General features: G+C 43.8%; 16 protein-coding genes. 11 read left to right on the top strand and 5 right to left on the bottom strand.

All coding sequences use genetic code 11. The features are described from left to right. The first annotated feature begins 39 nt into the window (after positions 1-39). Positions 40-699, top strand: a complete 660-nt coding sequence (locus JN178_RS10665) for an SDR family oxidoreductase (RefSeq protein ID WP_202261558.1) — start codon at positions 40-42, stop codon at positions 697-699. A 57-nt stretch (positions 700-756) separates the two neighbouring features. On the opposite strand, the gene rimO is transcribed toward JN178_RS10665, so the two are convergent. Further along, complete coding sequence (rimO, locus tag JN178_RS10660) at positions 757-2,196, bottom strand: 30S ribosomal protein S12 methylthiotransferase RimO (protein ID WP_159624306.1); 1,440 nt, start codon at positions 2,194-2,196, stop codon at positions 757-759. Between the two features lie 246 nt (positions 2,197-2,442). On the opposite strand from rimO, the gene JN178_RS10655 reads away from it, so the two are divergent. Further along, positions 2,443-4,119 carry an esterase/lipase family protein gene (locus JN178_RS10655; protein ID WP_202261557.1) on the top strand — a complete coding sequence of 559 codons (1,677 nt, stop codon included), beginning with the start codon at positions 2,443-2,445 and terminating at the stop codon, positions 4,117-4,119. Positions 4,120-4,185: 66 nt separating this feature from the next. Then, the gene (locus JN178_RS10650) at positions 4,186-4,677 is read left to right on the top strand and encodes a DUF2919 family protein (RefSeq protein WP_159624310.1); all 492 of its coding nucleotides are present in this window, start codon (positions 4,186-4,188) and stop codon (positions 4,675-4,677) included. 6 nt (positions 4,678-4,683) lie between these two features. Here the strand turns inward: JN178_RS10650 and JN178_RS10645 are convergent, their stop codons facing one another. Next, entirely contained in the window at positions 4,684-5,100 is a 417-nt protein-coding gene (locus tag JN178_RS10645) for a hypothetical protein (protein WP_159624312.1), read from the bottom strand. Positions 5,101-5,203: 103 nt separating this feature from the next. Next, the gene (gene tcdA / locus JN178_RS10640; RefSeq protein ID WP_202261556.1) at positions 5,204-5,980 is read right to left on the bottom strand and encodes a tRNA cyclic N6-threonylcarbamoyladenosine(37) synthase TcdA; all 777 of its coding nucleotides are present in this window, start codon (positions 5,978-5,980) and stop codon (positions 5,204-5,206) included. Between the two features lie 161 nt (positions 5,981-6,141). On the opposite strand from tcdA, the gene lhgO reads away from it, so the two are divergent. The 4 genes from lhgO to JN178_RS10620 all read left to right on the top strand — a co-directional run bounded on the left by lhgO (position 6,142) and on the right by JN178_RS10620 (position 9,915). After that, the gene (gene lhgO, locus JN178_RS10635; RefSeq protein ID WP_202261555.1) at positions 6,142-7,362 is read left to right on the top strand and encodes an L-2-hydroxyglutarate oxidase; all 1,221 of its coding nucleotides are present in this window, start codon (positions 6,142-6,144) and stop codon (positions 7,360-7,362) included. Between the two features lie 128 nt (positions 7,363-7,490). Continuing rightward, the gene (locus JN178_RS10630) at positions 7,491-8,453 is read left to right on the top strand and encodes a glutathione S-transferase family protein (protein ID WP_202261554.1); all 963 of its coding nucleotides are present in this window, start codon (positions 7,491-7,493) and stop codon (positions 8,451-8,453) included. Positions 8,454-8,465: 12 nt separating this feature from the next. Next, positions 8,466-9,320, top strand: a complete 855-nt coding sequence (locus JN178_RS10625; protein WP_202261553.1) for a pirin family protein — start codon at positions 8,466-8,468, stop codon at positions 9,318-9,320. 76 nt (positions 9,321-9,396) lie between these two features. After that, on the top strand, positions 9,397-9,915 hold the full coding sequence (locus tag JN178_RS10620; protein WP_232369548.1) for a GNAT family N-acetyltransferase: 519 nt from the start codon (positions 9,397-9,399) through the stop codon (positions 9,913-9,915). Between the two features lie 209 nt (positions 9,916-10,124). Here the strand turns inward: JN178_RS10620 and JN178_RS10615 are convergent, their stop codons facing one another. Then, complete coding sequence (locus tag JN178_RS10615) at positions 10,125-10,550, bottom strand: DUF3429 domain-containing protein (protein ID WP_202261552.1); 426 nt, start codon at positions 10,548-10,550, stop codon at positions 10,125-10,127. Positions 10,551-10,622: 72 nt separating this feature from the next. Then, on the bottom strand, positions 10,623-11,900 hold the full coding sequence (locus JN178_RS10610) for a citrate synthase (RefSeq protein ID WP_159624323.1): 1,278 nt from the start codon (positions 11,898-11,900) through the stop codon (positions 10,623-10,625). A 702-nt stretch (positions 11,901-12,602) separates the two neighbouring features. On the opposite strand from JN178_RS10610, the gene sdhC reads away from it, so the two are divergent. Genes sdhC through JN178_RS10590 form a run of 4 tightly spaced genes read left to right on the top strand, consistent with a single transcriptional unit; the run spans position 12,603 to position 15,817 of the window. Further along, entirely contained in the window at positions 12,603-12,977 is a 375-nt protein-coding gene (gene sdhC, locus JN178_RS10605) for a succinate dehydrogenase, cytochrome b556 subunit (RefSeq protein ID WP_071814724.1), read from the top strand. After that, positions 12,971-13,318: a succinate dehydrogenase, hydrophobic membrane anchor protein gene (gene sdhD, locus JN178_RS10600; RefSeq protein WP_159624325.1), complete on the top strand. Its 348-nt coding sequence runs from the start codon at positions 12,971-12,973 to the stop codon at positions 13,316-13,318. Before sdhC ends, sdhD begins: the two co-directional genes overlap by 7 nt. 1 nt (position 13,319) lies before the next feature. Beyond that, the gene (sdhA, locus tag JN178_RS10595) at positions 13,320-15,092 is read left to right on the top strand and encodes a succinate dehydrogenase flavoprotein subunit (protein WP_159624327.1); all 1,773 of its coding nucleotides are present in this window, start codon (positions 13,320-13,322) and stop codon (positions 15,090-15,092) included. A 14-nt stretch (positions 15,093-15,106) separates the two neighbouring features. Next, positions 15,107-15,817 (top strand): succinate dehydrogenase iron-sulfur subunit, encoded by a 711-nt coding sequence (locus tag JN178_RS10590; RefSeq protein WP_012518362.1) that lies wholly within the window; start codon positions 15,107-15,109, stop codon positions 15,815-15,817. The last annotated feature ends 21 nt before the right edge of the window (positions 15,818-15,838 follow it).

The following is a 15,838-nucleotide window of genomic DNA, read 5'->3' as shown; positions in this document are numbered from 1 at the left end:
GGGTAAAGACCGGCTTAAACGAGTAACAAGGGAATCGTTATGAATGTTGTTATTACTGGCGGCAATCGCGGAATTGGTTTAGCACTAACCAAGCAGTACAAAGCGCGTGGGGCAAAAGTTTTTGCTACGTGTCGAAATAGCTGTGATGAGCTCAACAGTGCCGGCGTCACTATTGTGAAGGGGGTTGATGTATCACAGCCTGATACGCTTGCTGAAAAGTTAGCGCCATTAATGGACATTAATATTGATATACTCATCAATAATGCAGGCGTGCTGGGCAGAGAGAATATCGAAGATTGGGATCCCAACACTATAGACTATCAGTTCCGTGTGAATGCACTTGGACCGCTATTGGTGACACAAACACTATTACCTAGACTGGCCGAACAGAGCAAAGTTGCACTGATTTCAAGCCGTATGGGCTCGATGGAAGATAATGGGTCGGGGGGCTATTACGGATATAGAATGTCAAAAGCAGCACTAAACGCAGCAGGGGTATCAATGGCGAACGATTTAAGGCCTAAAGGTATCGCGGTAGGTGTTTTTCACCCAGGCTTTGTTCAAACTGAAATGGTCAATGGCGCGGGCGACATTGACGCCGATACATGCGCTGAACGTTTAGTGGCACGTATAGACGAGTTGAATATTGAAAACGCTGGGCGCTTTATTCATTCCAACGGTGATGTTTTACCGTGGTAGATGGTTTGTCCAAATAAAAATAAAAAAGAGGCGCTTTCTAGCGCCTCTTTCCGTTTACTATTGTTGTTCTTCGTCGTCTTGATCTTCAGATAATACGGCCCATACGTCATGCTCGTTTGCATGAATGACTTCCGCCCAGACACGATCTCCCGGTTTTACATCATAAACACCATTTAAGTGCACCACACCATCGACTTCTGGCGCATCGGCATAAGTGCGTCCAACAGCGCCTTCGGCATCAACTGAGTCGATTACTACCTGATACTCATTTCCTATACGGGCTTTCAAACGTGCTGCACTAATTTCACCTTGTACTTCCATGAAGCGTGCTAAACGCGCTTGTTTAATATCTTCTGGTACTGGATCTGGCAGTTCATTGGCTTTTGCACCTTCAACTGGCGAATAGGCAAATGCACCTACGCGATCGAGTTGTGCTTCACGCAAGAAGTCGAGGAGTTCTTCGAATTCTTCTTCAGTTTCACCCGGGAATCCGACAATAAAAGTAGAACGGATCACCAGTGATGGACACTGCTCACGCCATTTCTTAACACGCTCAAGAACACGCTCTGATGAGCCTGGACGTTTCATTAATCGCAATATACGCTTACTGGCATGTTGGAATGGAATATCCAGATAAGGTAGTATTTTCCCCTCATTCATTAATGGAATGAGGTCGTCTACATGTGGGTAAGGGTAAACATAATGTAGGCGCACCCAAATACCCATTTCGCCTAACTTTTCACACAGTTGTTGCATGTGTGTTTTAACTGGCATGCCATTCCAAAAACCTGTTCTATGTTTAAGGTCGACGCCATAGGCGCTGGTATCTTGAGAAATGACGAGCAACTCTTTCACGCCCGCGTCTTTTAATCGTTTAGCCTCATCCAATACATTGCCTACAGGGCGGCTTACTAAATCACCACGCATCGATGGAATAATGCAGAACGTGCAACGGTGATTACAGCCCTCTGATATTTTCAGGTAGGCATAGTGTCTAGGTGTAAGTTTGACGCCATGATCAGGAATAAGGTCTTCAAAGGGATTGTGGCTAGGCTTAGGAAGATGGTCGTGAACTTGTTCAACAACGGTTTCATAGGCATGAGGCCCAGTGATAGCAAGTACATTCGGGTGAAGTTCTCGAATTTCGTCTTCTTTAACCCCAAGGCAACCGGTGACGATAACTTTGCCATTTTCTTTGAGTGCTTCACCAATAGTGTCTAGTGATTCTTCGACGGCGGCATCAATAAAGCCACAGGTATTAACAATAACTAAGTCTGCGTCATTATAGGTGGGTACTACATCGTAACCTTCAGTGCGCAGTTGAGTTAAAATACGCTCAGAATCCACAAGGTTTTTGGGACAGCCCAAGCTAACAAAGCCAATTCTATTTCCATTACTGGTGCTTGCATTTTGGTTTTCGCTAAGCACTTTCACTGGCGTTTCTAAGGTAGTCGTTTTGTTGGCTACTTTCTTCGGATCAAAGGTTTCAACTGTCATCTAAAATATCACCCGTAAATGACTGTGCATAAAATGGCCGCGGATTATACAGTAACTAGAGATATTTCGCAGTAGTTTACTTTAAGTATTTATCGAATAGAAATGTGAGGGTCGCAGGGGCACCACCTATTTCTCGAACAAGATTTTGCACACTCTCTATCTTTATTCGCTAGTAAATTGGATGAAATTTCATCATACTTTTATGTTGTTGCTCTCTGATGTCGTTTTAACTATCACTGTAGGTCAATGAAATTTTTCTCTTTAGCCCTTTTAATACGCTTTGTTAAGTGGTGCTTACTAAGCGCTGTAGTAATGTTATCTGGCTGTGGGAATACCAGTCGTTACTTTGATGCCATCCCAAATAGCTTGACGTTATCAGTGAACCAGTCTCCTCAGTTTGTCACAGATTTTTCTCACAAATCTACGGATGACCTTTATAACTACTGCTTAGGTGTGGTTCCACAAAGCACAGAGCGACTTGTAAATAGTATAGTGTGTACACATGCGCTGTTGGCGCGCGACGACGTTTCACTTTCTCAACGCCAATTTGCTCTGGGAAGACATCGCAATGCATTGATGCGATTGCTTATTTTAAAGCTTGAAGGGTTAGAGGATCGTGCACACCTTCATACTGGAATAGACTTAAATGTCCCCATCATCTTTGCTTCCCGAATAAAAGCGCGAGAACCTTCACTACAGCCAAAAGTGTTGGGTGACTATGGTATTGCGGTAGTAGTACGTAAAAATGATCTTCATCAACAAGTAGACTCAACAGACAATACCTTAAAGGGCTATTATCCGCAGGAAGGGGAGTTCCGTAGTTACACATTGATGTTCGATGGTATAAAAGTTGATGGCAAAGAAGTACTCATAAAAATCAGCAAACAGCCAATTAATGAAAGGACCACCATAAGGGTGGGGCGCAACGCTTACCTTGCACGTTACTCACCTTCAGCTGCTTATGTAGCACTACTTAATAACTCCACTATTGATGCGATGAGTTGGAAAGGCTTTGTTGGATCTGACCTTGCCGAGGAAAGGCGAGGTGTATACGCAATTGGTCCGCTTTCAGATACCAAAATACCACTTATCATGATCCATGGTTTGAATTCTGACCCGCTTGTTTGGCGCTATTTGTCAGTAGCTATTTTAAATGACGAGTGGTTGAACGAGCGATATCAACTATGGCATGTGCTTTACCCTACAGGCCAACCACCTTTTTATAATGCAATGAAAGTGCGCCGCGAATTAAACGAATTGCTCGATAGATTGGAGAATCCACTGTTAAAAAGGGAAGCGGTTTACATAGGGCATAGTATGGGGGGACTAATCTCTAAGCTTCTGACCACCGAATCGGGAAGTGATTTTTGGCAGGCAACCTTTGCGGTATCTAAATCAGACTATGAACGATATAGCACGGCAGATATTGATGAGTTGTTTTTCTTCTCGCCATTATTTGAGCGAAACACGGTATTTTTTCTTGATACTCCACATAAAGGTTCCGCGTTGGCTACCTCTACGATAGGTTATATTGGCAACAAGTTAGTTAGCTTGCCAGTATCATTGACCCACCTTTTTGATGGTATAGTCAGCGCTCTTGGCAACGACATTTTCACTCCCAGTATGCGCCCCTACATTGAAAACACGCGCTTTAAAAGTTTAGATGTACTCGCGCCAGGACATCCACTTATGGATGTTCTTTACAATAAACGCGTTCAAGGAGATGCCTATGCTGTTATAGGGTCAAGCTCTGAAATAGAATGCGACACACCAACGCTTTGTTCACTTATCAATGATGGTGTTGTTAACTATGACAGTGCATTTACACCTGATGCGTTAGAGACCATTATTGTCAATTCTCGCCACAATTCTTTTAAATCACCTCAAGCGGTAGATTTTATTGTGGAGCATCTTCGCAATTAATACCTTTAAAACGGTTTAATTGCCCCCACACTAACAGACCTTAATACGATTAAAACTTAGAACGCCATGTTAAAGCTGCCGCTTAAATACTACGATGAATCGGGTCGAATACTTCCCCCAAGTTGGTTATACAGCTTGCTCATCTTGCTTTGTATTGACTGGCTTGCGTTTATATTTTCACTAGCCTCACGAAGCCAAACCGACGCTTTGTTGCACTTCTTTTACCCTCAAAAAGAGAGTTTGGGATTGGGCTTAGCAGCAAGCCTACCCGTACTGGCGAGTTTGTTACTGGTTAGCCAGCGTGAACGTTTGTGGAAAAGAGAACTTATTGTATGGCGAAAGTCGGTTATCCCACTTTCTCAGCTTGGCATTATCTCACTGCTAGCCGTTCAGTTGTTCTATGCAATGCATCATCATTGGGGATTTGAATATGTGACAGGGGTGAAACTACTGATTTACAGCATTTCGCTGTATGCAATAACACGCAGTCGTCACCTTAAATGGATGATAGAGGATTGGGCAAATCCTCACCCCAAAGATGACGATGTGTCGTCTTAATTGGCGTTAGTGTTGTAACGATTTATGGTTATTTAGCGCTTGTTCATAATAGGCAAAGACGCTTACTTGACTATCGTTGACTAGACGTTCATAACAAATGCCTGCAAAGGCATAAGTGTTTTCACCTACCTTCAGAAACACCGTTGGTGCGTTAGGGTTAGATTGGTCGTACACCCATTCTCCCCCAATTTGTGTTTTAAGTACTTCACCGATATACGCGCCAAAGATGTTACAAATGGTGAATACGGCTTCGTCTTCAAGTGCTTGGTCGTGATATTTATCAATAAAACTCAGTAAAATGTCATCGACTAAGCGCACACTGTCAGGAGAATTGTCTAAGGTAATATCAAATTCCGTTGAAGAAGCGACTACAGCATCTTTAGCGCAATCGGACATGAGTTTATTTAGCTCTTCAGGTGACATTGTTCTTCTCCTTTTTCACCGTTGTTGGGTGTATCGAAATACTGCGAAAAAAGTATGCCAATACAGCTTGTTATCTTATTGTGCGCAACTTATTGGCTGATGTCTATTTTTGTCCGGTTAATCGGTTGATAACACTGGCGGCTGCAAACATACCAAAAGTGGCAGTTACGGTAACAACGGCACCAAAACCACCGGCACAATCTAACCTTGTTCCGCCTTCCATAGCTGATTTATTGTAACAAACAGAGCCGTCTGGCTGAGGGTAACGCAATTGCTCAGTAGAATAGATACATTCAACACCGAAACGTCGCTTCGGGTTTTTGCTGAAGTTATAATTGCGTCTTAACTCACTGCGCAGTTTAGCTGCTAGCGGGTCTTGTGTAGTTTTCGCTAAGTCGCCTTTTGTTACTTGGGTAGGGTCAATTTGACCACCCGCTCCACCGACAGTAACAATTGGAATTTTATTGCGCTTGCAGTGTGCGATCATTGCAGCTTTGGCGCGAATACTGTCAGTTGCGTCTACCACAGCGCTATGTTGCGAAGTAAAAAGTTCTGTTACGTTGTCCGGTGTAACAAAATCTTCAACGCAATGTACAGTACAGTTGGGGTTAATGAGTGCAATTCGCTTGGCGATGGCATCAACTTTGGCTTCGCCGATGGTATCTGACAACGCGTGTATTTGTCGGTTGGTGTTAGTAACGCAAACGTCATCTAAATCAATAAGCGTTAATGTGCCAACACCTGAACGAGCAAGCGCTTCAGCAGTCCAGCTACCCACACCACCAATACCAGCAATTACAACATGGCTATTGGCGAGGTTATTGGTTTGTTCAGCACCATACAAGCGTACAATGCCCCCTAAACGCGGATCATCTGACATGTGATATTCAATACTCTTAAGCTAAATCGGTTCTATGCAGGATACAACTGCGAGTTTGCGGCGCATGATCGCAAAAATCGCTAATAATGCAAGTTTTACTGTTGTAGTCTACAACGCTAGATGTGAGGGATAGTGTTTATAGTTAACAAATTGGGGCATTAATGCGAAAACATTATGATTTGGTGATAGTGGGCGCGGGAATAGTAGGGGCCGCCACGCTTAAGCATTTTGTGCAAGTCAATCCAACAAAAACGGTGTTGATGATAGAGAAAGAAGCACGCAGTGCACAACATCAGACTGGTAGAAACTCAGGCGTGATCCACGCCGGAGTGTATTACCCTCCGAATTCTTTAAAAGCCCAATATTGTGTGGCAGGCTTGCATGACACAATAGCGTGGTGTGCAAAAGCCAAGTTACCCTTTGAACAATGCGGAAAACTCATTGTGGCTACAAAAGAGAGTGAGCTTGAGCGATTGGAAACACTGTTTCACAATTGCACCCAGAATGGGCTTTCACCAGAGCGGGTGAATCAAGCGACACTGCATCGCCTTGAGCCAAACATCGTTGGTAAAGAAGCCATTTGGGTGAAGCTAACAGGAATAACCGATTACACGGCAGTATGCCGCAGCTTTATAAACGCAGCATTAGAAACCAACAATGTGGATGCTCACTATTCTACACGTGTTGCTCATATCAACGAAACACCCAACAACGTGCAAATCGGCCTTGCCCAGTGTGCTGACAAGAATTCTGAGCGCGTTACGCGATACGATGTCAGTTGTGATCAGCTGGTGTGTTGTGCGGGGGCGTACGCTGATACGCTAATTCGTGCTCAGGGTTTAACGCCTGATTTCAAGATTATGCCTTTTAAAGGTGTTTACTATCGCCTAAGTGAACAGTTCAATAATATAAGCGAGCGCCTGATTTACCCCGTACCAAATCCTGAAATGCCATTTCTTGGCGTTCACTTAACGAAAATGATAGGGGGATATACCACGGTTGGTCCTAATGCAGTATTAGCATTAGGAAGGGAGGCGTATACAAGCTTTCCCTCGTTTTCTGAAATGTACCGCACGCTATCTTATCGCGGTTTGCATAAGCTACTTTGGCAGTATCGCAAAAGTGTCGTTGATGAGATTCAAACCTCTGTTAGTAAAAAGCGTTATGCAAAACTAGTTAAGCAGTATTGTCCAGATGTATCACACGAACACTTTAGCTTTTATCGGCCGGGTATTCGTGCGCAAGCAGTAACGGACGATGGCAAGTTATTGCATGACTTTAAATTCGTACAAACCGATCGTGTATTACACGTGGGCAATGCTCCCTCGCCAGCGGCTACCAGTGCTATGCCGATAGCTCGCGCAATCGTTGAACAACTTTAGCCTAAGGCGCTACTAGTTTTATAGATTTTATAGAATGGTAAATCCGTTTAAAAGCAACATACGTTCTAGTTACTACATGCTTTAATTAACCGAGTAAATTTTAGTGAAAGGTGAGAGGAATAGCGGACATGGGCTTACTAGTAGACGGAAAATGGCAAGATAAATGGTACGACACCAGTAAAAACGGCGGAAAGTTTGAACGGCAAGCTTCACAATTTCGCTCAACTATTTCAACAGAGCAAGGTGCCGAATTCCCTGTAGAGTCTGGGCGATATCACCTCTACGTTTCATTGGCGTGTCCATGGGCCCATCGCGCGCTAATTTTTAGAAAATTAAAAGGGTTAGAGTCACATATCGAGGTGTCTGTGGTGTCTCCTGACATGCTGGACAAGGGCTGGGAATTTGATGAATACCCCGGCGCGACGGGCGATAAACTTTATGGTTTCGATTACGCGCATCAGTTGTACACCAAAGTAAAGCCTGACATTACCTCACGGGTTACTGTGCCAATTTTGTGGGATAAAAAAACGCAGTCGATTGTTAATAACGAGTCAGCTGAAATTATTCGCATTTTCAACACAAGCTTCAATGAACTAACGCGAAATGACGATGACTATTATCCAGAGGCATTACGTGAAGAAATTGACGCGATTAATGACATGGTTTACCACAACATCAACAATGGGGTGTACAAATCAGGATTTGCTACCTCGCAAGACGCGTATGAAGAAGCAGTAGAAGCGCTTTTTAACGCGTTAGATACAATAGAAGAACGATTGGGTAAGCAGCGTTACCTTGTAGGAAGTACACTAACTGAAGCTGACTGGCGGCTATTCACTACACTTATCAGATTTGACCCAGTTTACCATGGCCATTTTAAGTGCAATATAAAGCAAATTGCAGACTATCCGAATTTATTCGGTTACATGAAAGAGTTGTATCAACACCCGGGTATTGCACAAACGGTCAACTTTGATCACATCAAACGCCATTACTATTACAGTCACACAATGATAAACCCTACGCAGGTTGTGCCTGTTGGGCCGCAACAGGACTTGATGTCTCCTCACGGCAGAGACAAACAGTACTAAGGGGAAATGATAATGAGCGCAAAGGTAGTTAACAAAACTCTGAGCAAAAAAGTAAAAGGTATCGCAACAAGTGATGGGGCAGGTGTGTCGCTAACACGCATCATCGGACAACCCGCTTTACCGCGCTTAGATCCATTCCTCATGCTCGATTTTTTTGGCTCTGATAAGCCGGGTGAATATATTGCTGGTTTTCCCGCTCACCCACACCGAGGCTTTCAAACTGTAACTTATATGCTCGCAGGGAAAATGCGTCATAAAGACTCGGTGGGTAACGAAGGTGTTATTGAAGCGGGTGGTATTCAATGGATGAATGCAGGTAAGGGCATAATTCATGAGGAAATGCCTGAACAACAAGAAGGGCTGCTGCAAGGTTTTCAGTTATGGGTAAATCTACCCGCAGCTGAAAAAATGTCGAGTCCAAATTATCAAGACATACCACCGCTTACGGTTCCGACAGTGAATGTGGGTGATGCATCGATAAAAGTATTAGCCGGTGTATTAGGTGACGTAGTAGGGCCCGTTAAAACCACAGCAGTTGCACCTACGTTTATTGATGTGACCTTACATAAAGGCGGTGTCACTATACCCATACAACAAAGTCACGTAGGTTTTATTTACGTGTATGAGGGGGCGATAGTGCTTAATGGTGGAGAAAACAAAACCGTATTAGGAGCCTTAGAACTTGGCGTGCTAAGTAGTGAAGGCGAATTACTCGATATTACGGCTAGCGACAACGCAAAGTTTATTGTTGTGACAGGTAAGCCCATAAACGAGCCTATTGTGCAATACGGACCATTTGTAATGAATACACAGTCAGAAATTGTTCAAGCATTTAATGATTATCAAAATGGAACGTTAACCGCGTAACAGTGTTGATATTAGTTGGTGAAAGACAGTGCAATGGTGTCGTGCTACCATTTAGTAACGCATCCTAAGGAAAGGCATGGCACCTATGCACTTTGAACGCATTGACCCAAAGCACGTACTTTCGCTTTTAGATTTTGAAAATCGTAACAGGCATTTTTTCGAAACTTACATTGCCCCGCGTGATAACGCATTCTATTCCCTTGATGGTGTAGGAAACCATATCAGCGAACTTCAATACCTTGCCAAGTGCAATCGCGCACTAAGTTTTGTCTTGATTGAAAATAATCGTATTGTCGCACGCGCAAATCTTAAAAATATAGAGAGTAAATGCGCTGAAATTGGCTATCGCGTGTCTGAAGAGGCAACTGGTAAAGGGGTGGCGTCTTTATGCGTTGAATTCCTTATTAGTGAAGCTAAGCGTAACGGTATCATAAGCATTAAAGCTGAGGTCATGGACAATAATAGAGCTTCAGACAAAGTCCTGTTGAAAAACAACTTCGTACCTACGCTTTGCTACTTAAAAAAGTACCTTCACAATAATATTCCTGTTAACAGCGTACTTTATGAATTTTATGTAGAGCAATGTGTAGAGTAAAAAGAACAAAACGCCTTATTCGCTTGTTTAGCGCTTTTGCTTGCGCGTCTTCGCACTATATTCCTGTGCTATGTTCATGTCTTATTTTGTAGTGTTTAGCGAAGGGCGAATTAACAACACGCCCTTTCTATTCGATTAACAAGTTTTAATGTTTGTTATATTAAAATCAATTACTTGGTATGGTTATGCGTAACTTTAAGGTGGGTTTATTAGCTTGAAATCAGCCATATCATCCAAGCATGTGTAGCCACAACAACAGTGGTAAGTGCCATACGCAGACTTATGTAGCTGACAATCTGATCTTTTGACATGCTGAGCGTGAATTTATCGTAGAGCAGAATCCCAACATAACTTAACGATAAGATACCTAACACTTTTGCGTCGTAAGCGAAGACTAAACATAACCAACCTATAATCGTTGGTAACATCGCTATGTACATTTGCTTGTCATAACGTTGGTTACTTATCGCATCCCACCAATGAATGCCACCAAAAAACGATAACAAGACTGCTGAGTATTGGACGAAATACGCGACACTTTGGGCAAGTGACATTAGGTCTAACTTATACGCTATAGGCAGCCCAACAAATGGGATAAGACCCGCTACTCCTAAAATAACGACTGAATAGGGCATTGATACTCCTCAAACAAAAATAGCGCCAGTCAGGCGCTATTTTTACTACCAATAATAATACTTAGTTCAGTATTACTTAATCGGGCTATATTTACGCTGGTTATGACCAGTGTAAAGCTGACGAGGACGACCGATTTTTTGCTTCGGATCGCTCATCATTTCATGCCAATGTGAAATCCAGCCTACTGTACGAGACAGTGCGAAGATACACGTGAACATGTTGGTAGGAATACCAATCGCTTTAAGTACGATACCAGAGTAGAAGTCAACGTTCGGGAACAGCTTCTTCTCTGCGAAGTACGGGTCGCTTAGCGCGATTTTTTCTAGTTCCATTGCAACTTCAAGAAGTGGATCTTTAACGTTTAGTTCGCTAAGCACTTCATGGCAGCTTTCACGCATTACTGTAGCACGTGGATCGTGGTTCTTGTAAACGCGGTGACCGAAGCCCATAAGACGGAATGGGTCGCTCTTGTCTTTAGCACGTGCAATAAACTCAGGAATACGGTCAACTGTGCCGATTTCTTCAAGCATATTTAGACATGCTTCGTTTGCACCACCGTGCGCAGGGCCCCAAAGTGATGCTACACCCGCTGCGATACACGCATAAGGGTTAGCACCTGAAGAGCCTGCTAGACGTACTGTAGACGTTGATGCGTTTTGCTCATGGTCAGCGTGAAGCGTAAAGATACGGTCCATAGCGCGTTCAACAGCTGGGCTGATTTGGTATTCTTCTGCAGGAACAGAGAACATCATGTTCAGGAAGTTAGCTGCATAGCTTAGGTCGTTTCTTGGATATACAAACGGCTGACCGATGTTGTATTTGTAGCACATAGCAACAAGCGTTGGCATTTTCGCAATTAAGCGATGTGCGCTGCGAATGCGTTGTTCTTCGTTTGATACGTCAAGATCGCTATGATAGAAAGACGACATTGCGCCAACAGTACCGCAAAGCATCGCCATAGGGTGGGCGTCGTTGCGGAAACCATGGAAGAACATGTTAATTTGCTCATGTACCATGGTGTGACGTGTGATAGTGTCTTTAAATTCTGCGTACTGCTCTTTCGTTGGTGCGTCACCGTGAAGTAGCATGTGGCATACTTCTAAGTAGTCAGCGTCGCGTGCAAGTTCTTCAATAGGGAACCCGCGGTGTAGAAGTACACCTTGTGCGCCATCGATATAGGTAATTGCTGACTCGCAAGATCCTGTCGCCATAAAACCTGGGTCGTACGTGAAATAGCCGTGTTGGCCAAGCGTACGAACATCAATTACATCTTGTCCTTCGGTGCCAGACAAGATAGGAAGCTCGATTTCCTTACCGCCGGCTTTAAGAATGGCTTTCTGATCTGCCATAAAATGCTCTCCTCAGAATGGTTCTGTTTGCAGCGAAAACGGACGAAAATATCCGCTTCGTTGGGAAAAGTGGGCGTATTTGTACTTTATTATGCACTAACAAGTCAATTTAATTGCATATTTGCACAATAAATATTCCGAATTGCTGAAAAAAATAATTAGCAATCGGATAACGATTTTTTAACGCGTTGGGAATTCACTTTGCCCGATACGGTGCAATTATCAATGGCTTTTCGACAAAGGTAAACCACCGAACGATAATTATATTAGCACCTCAGTTTAAAAAGTAACCTTTTGATGTGGAATAATTACCCATCCAGATTAAAAGTCGTTAATTTCTGATGTATTCGCATAGTTATTAGTTTTGCGTACTGGTAAACTGCGCCCACTGTTTACACTGTCGAATACGTGAGATGTAGGCAATATTGATCTCTTTTTAGTCAATATTATTACAATATTGTGTTTACTGAGACTAAAGTCTTACTACGGCACAAAAAATTGTAATTATATACTACGCTGGATATACTCAGCGGTGCTTTGAATACGGAATAATTATTCTGTTAGAGGCATTAAAGAATAATTCACAAATTGTTAACAACTCAATGGATGAGGCAATTAACAGGTTAAAAATCGAATTGACTTACTCAGGACATAATAAGGTAAGAAATTCATTATCCCCTACGGATTAAACAGGCATACATTGTGAAAAAGCAAAGACCAGTAAATTTAGAACTCAATACTATTAAATTTCCGCCCTCTGCTATTTCGTCAATTCTCCACCGTGTTACCGGTGTTGCTATGTTCTTCGCGTTACTTTTTGTAATTTGGGCTTGGGCAGTATCTGTTCACTCGCCTGAAGGTTTCGCGAACGTGCAAGCAATCATGGACGGTTTCCTTGGAAAATTTGTCGCAATTGGCACAGCTTCAGCGCTGACATATCACATTCTAGGCGGCCTAAGACACGTTGTTATGGATTTAGGTCACTGGGAAGAATTAGAGTCAGGTAACACAAGTGCAAAAGCAGTAATCGCACTTTGGGTTGTTCTGACCGTAGTATTGGGAGTTGCACTATGGTAACCAACCAAGCAAGCATTAAGCGCGATGGCGTTCAAGATTACGTTTCATTACGCGCTACCGCAGCAATTATTTTCGCGTACTCGGTATTCATGGCGTGGTTTTTCATTACCACCGATAACCTAACCTTTATCGAATGGCGAGGGTTGTTCTCTGGCCTGGCTATGAAAGTTTTCACATTGGCAGCACTTATTGCAGTGATGATCCACGTACGTATCGGCCTATGGCAGGTACTAACAGACTACGTTAAAGCGGCAGGTCTACGTGCAGTATTACAATATGTTCTAAATATCATCGCGTTTGGCTACGTTGCTGTCGGCCTATTCGTATTGTGGGGAGTGTAAGATGAGTTTACCCGTTCACGAGTTTGATGCAGTAGTAATTGGTGCTGGTGGTGCAGGTATGCGCGCCGCACTACAGATTTCACAATCTGGTAAATCATGTGCACTACTATCAAAAGTTTTTCCAACCCGTTCTCATACTGTGTCTGCACAGGGTGGTATTACCGTAGCGCTTGGTAATTCGCACGAAGATAACTGGGAATGGCACATGTACGATACCGTTAAGGGTTCTGATTACATCGGTGACCAAGACGCTATCGAGTATATGTGTAAAACAGGCCCTGAAGCGATCATTGAAATGGAAAACATGGGTCTTCCTTTCTCTCGTTTCGAAAACGGTAAAATTTACCAGCGTCCTTTCGGTGGCCAGTCAAAGAACTTCGGCGGCGAGCAGGGCGCTCGTACGGCAGCGGCTGCTGACCGTACTGGTCATGCACTTTTGCACCTTCTTTATCAGCAAAACGTAAAGAACAAAACAAAAGTTTTCTCTGAGTGGTACGCACTAGATTTAGTGAAGAACCAAGACGGTGACGTTGTGGGTTGTACAGCAATCGACATCGAAACTGGCGAAGTAGTTTACTTTAAATCACGTGCTGTTGTTCTTGCAACAGGTGGTGCAGGCCGTATCTATGCATCTACAACTAATGCTCACATCAACACTGGTGACGGCGTTGGTATGGCACTACGTGCCGGCGTTGCGGTTCAAGATATGGAAATGTGGCAGTTCCACCCGACGGGTATTGCTGGCGCAGGTACCTTGGTAACAGAAGGTTGCCGTGGTGAAGGTGGTTACCTTCTAAATAAAGACGGTGAACGTTTCATGGAGCGCTATGCACCTAACGCGAAAGACCTAGCAGGTCGTGACGTTGTTGCGCGTTCAATGATGACAGAAATTCGTGAAGGTCGTGGTTGTGAAGGCCCGTGGGGTACTCACATTAAGCTTAAGCTTGACCACCTTGGTAAAGACGTACTTGAATCACGTCTTCCGGGCATCCTTGAGCTTTCACGTACATTTGCGCACGTTGACCCAGTGAAAGAGCCAATTCCAGTAATTCCTACTTGTCACTATATGATGGGTGGTATTCCTACAAATGTTGATGGCCAATGTCTAACCGTTGATGAGAACGGCAATGACAAGGTTGTTAACGGTCTATTCGCTTGTGGTGAGATTGCGTGTGTATCGGTACACGGTGCGAACCGTCTTGGCGGTAACTCACTACTTGACCTTGTTGTATTCGGTCGTGCGACTGGTTTACACCTTGGTAAGACTTTGTCTGAAATGGCACCAACACGTGACGCATCAGAATCTGATCTTGAAGCTTCAATGACGCGTTTCAATCGTTGGGAAAATTCAGAGAAAGGTAAGGGCGAAGACCCAGTACAAATTAAGAAAGACTTGCAGAAATGCATGCAGCTTAACTTCTCAGTTTTCCGTGAAGGTGAAGCAATGGCAGAAGGGCTTAAAGAGCTTAGCGAAATTCGCGAGCGTCTTAAGCATGCACGCCTTGACGACAAGAGCGCAGACTTCAATACCCAGCGTATTGAGTGTCTAGAGCTAGATAACCTTATGGAAACCGCGTACAGCACAGCAGTAGCAGCTAACTTCAGAACGGAAAGCCGTGGCGCGCACAGCCGCTTCGACTTCCCAGATCGTGATGATGAGAACTGGTTATGCCACAGCATCTACGATCCAAACACTGATAAAATGCTTAAACGTGAAGTGAATATGGCGCCAAAGCTTAGGGAAGCATTCCCACCTAAAGTGCGTTCATATTAAGAGAGGCAACGATCATGCAATTAACTTTTTCGATTTATCGTTACAACCCTGAAGTAGACGCAAAGCCTCGCATGCAAGACTACACTCTAGAAGTAGAGGAAGGTCAAGACATGATGGTGCTAGACGCGCTACTTGCACTTAAAGAGCAGGATCCGACGCTTTCTTTCCGTCGCTCGTGCCGTGAAGGTGTATGTGGTTCAGACGGTGTGAACATGAATGGTAAAAATGGCCTAGCATGTATTACTCCGCTTTCTGCACTGGGCAAAGGTAAAATAGTAGTTCGTCCACTTCCAGGTCTACCAGTAGTACGTGACCTTGTTGTTGATATGACGCAGTTCTACACACAGTACGAGAAGATTAAGCCATTCTTAATCAACGACAGCAAACAGCCGCCAGCACGCGAGCACCTTCAGTCACCTGAAGAGCGCGCGAAATTAGACGGTTTGTACGAATGTATTCTGTGTGCGTGTTGTTCTACATCATGTCCGTCGTTCTGGTGGAATCCAGACAAGTTTATCGGTCCTGCAGGTCTACTTCACGCTTATCGTTTCCTTATCGATAGCCGTGACACTGCAACAGAAGAGCGTCTTAACGACCTTGATGATGCGTTCAGCGTATTCCGCTGTCACGGTATCATGAACTGTGTAAGTGTTTGTCCTAAGGGCTTGAACCCAACGAAAGCGATTGGCCAAATTAAGTCAATGCTTTTACAACGGGCTGTTTAGTACTATATTCTGATAACTTCT

The organism is Alteromonas sp. KC3, assembly GCF_016756315.1.
GTDB lineage: Bacteria > Pseudomonadota > Gammaproteobacteria > Enterobacterales > Alteromonadaceae > Alteromonas.
The sequence above is the reverse complement of the archived record's forward strand: the minus strand, read 5'-3'. Positions and strand labels throughout refer to the sequence as shown.